The 1,404-nt window shown below is 64.8% G+C and carries 1 protein-coding gene; it reads right to left on the reverse strand.

The annotated features are described in order from the left end of the window. Nucleotides 1-37 precede the first annotated feature (37 nt). Nucleotides 38-1,353, reverse strand: a protein-coding gene (locus tag ACZ7OH_RS51865; RefSeq protein WP_470287733.1) for an IS3 family transposase whose coding sequence is annotated in 2 segments (ribosomal slippage) — nucleotides 38-1,059 and nucleotides 1,059-1,353 — 1,317 coding nt in all. Because the reading frame shifts where the segments join, the coding sequence is not laid out codon by codon here. Nucleotides 1,354-1,404: the final 51 nt, after the last annotated feature.

Genomic DNA, 1,404 nt, shown 5'->3' on the forward strand with positions numbered 1-1,404 from the left:
TGATGCGCCCCGGGTCTGGTGCAGGTCTCGTTGCCTGTCACCGAGCCCGGGCAGGCTCGAAGGATTGATCGTAGCGCGACGCTCGGTGGCCGGCCTCGGTCTGGGCTGGAGTGCGCTGGCCGAGCTCGCCGTGGACACGGCGATGGTTGTACCAGTCGACGTATTCGGCGACGGCGATCTCGACATCGCGAACCGATTGCCAACCGCGGCCACGGACGACAGGGTTATGGATCAATTCTCCCTTGAACAGCGAATTGAATGCCTCGGCCATCGCGTTATCGTAGGAATCTCCGCGCGAACCCACCGAGGCGACCACTGCCGCTTCCGACAAACGCTCGGTATAGCGAATGGCTCGATATTGAACTCCGCGGTCGGAATGATGGACGAGTCCGGTCACGTCTTGTCCGGCTCGTTGCCTGGCCCAGATCCCCATCTCCAATGCGTCGAGGGCGAGATTCGTGTGCAATGAGGTCGACACCTGCCAGCCCACGACCATTCTTGAGAACACATCGACGACGAACGCGGCATACACCCATCCCGAAAACGTCCGGACATAGGTGATGTCCGCTACCCAGAGCTGGTTCGGCTGGTCTGCGGTGAAGCGGCGGTCGACCAGGTCCGCCGGCGAAGGCGAGGCAGCAGCAATGGTGGTCCTGGGCCGCCTGCCTCGTCGTAGCCCCTGCAGGCCCTCCTGGCGCATCAGCCGCTCGACCGTGCAGCGAGCCACGCGGATCCCCTCACGGTTGAGCTGGGCATGAACTTTCCGTGCTCCGTAGACGCCGTAATTCTCGCGGAACACGCGCTCGATCTCGGCGAGCAGTTCCGCGTCTCGCACAGCGCGTTTTGACGGTGTGCGCTTCTTGACTGCCCAGAAGGTTCTCGGGGCGATCCGCACATCCGCATCGTTCAAGACTGCGCAGATCGACTCGACCCCAAGCTTCTTCCCCTCGACAACTCGCTCGCGGTGGCCGTCGATATAGCCGACGACCACCGCGAGAGGAACCTCCCGCCGAGGCGCGGAATCGTCAGGCGCTACTTGATTTTGCGGTCGAGCTCCGCGGCGGCGAAAAACGCCGAGGCCGTCTTCAAGATCTCGTTCGCCCGCCGCAACTCACGCACCTCGCGTTCCAGCTCGCCGATCCGTGCGGCATCGTCGCTGGTGCGGCCGGGTGCGGTGCCGGCGTCGATCTCGGCGCGCTTGACCCACGTCCGCAACGCCTCCGGGTGCACGTCCAACTGGCCCGCTACCCGGCGGATCGCCGCCATCCGCTGACCCTCGGCCGCGATCGCGTCCAACGCCATCCGCGTCGCCCGCTCACGCAGCTCGTCGCTGTACTTCTTCGGTGCCGGCATGCTCTGCATCCTCCCTGAGATCAGAGCCTGCACAGAACCCGGGGCGCATCA

Source organism: Amycolatopsis sp. NPDC114478 (genome assembly GCF_055633805.1).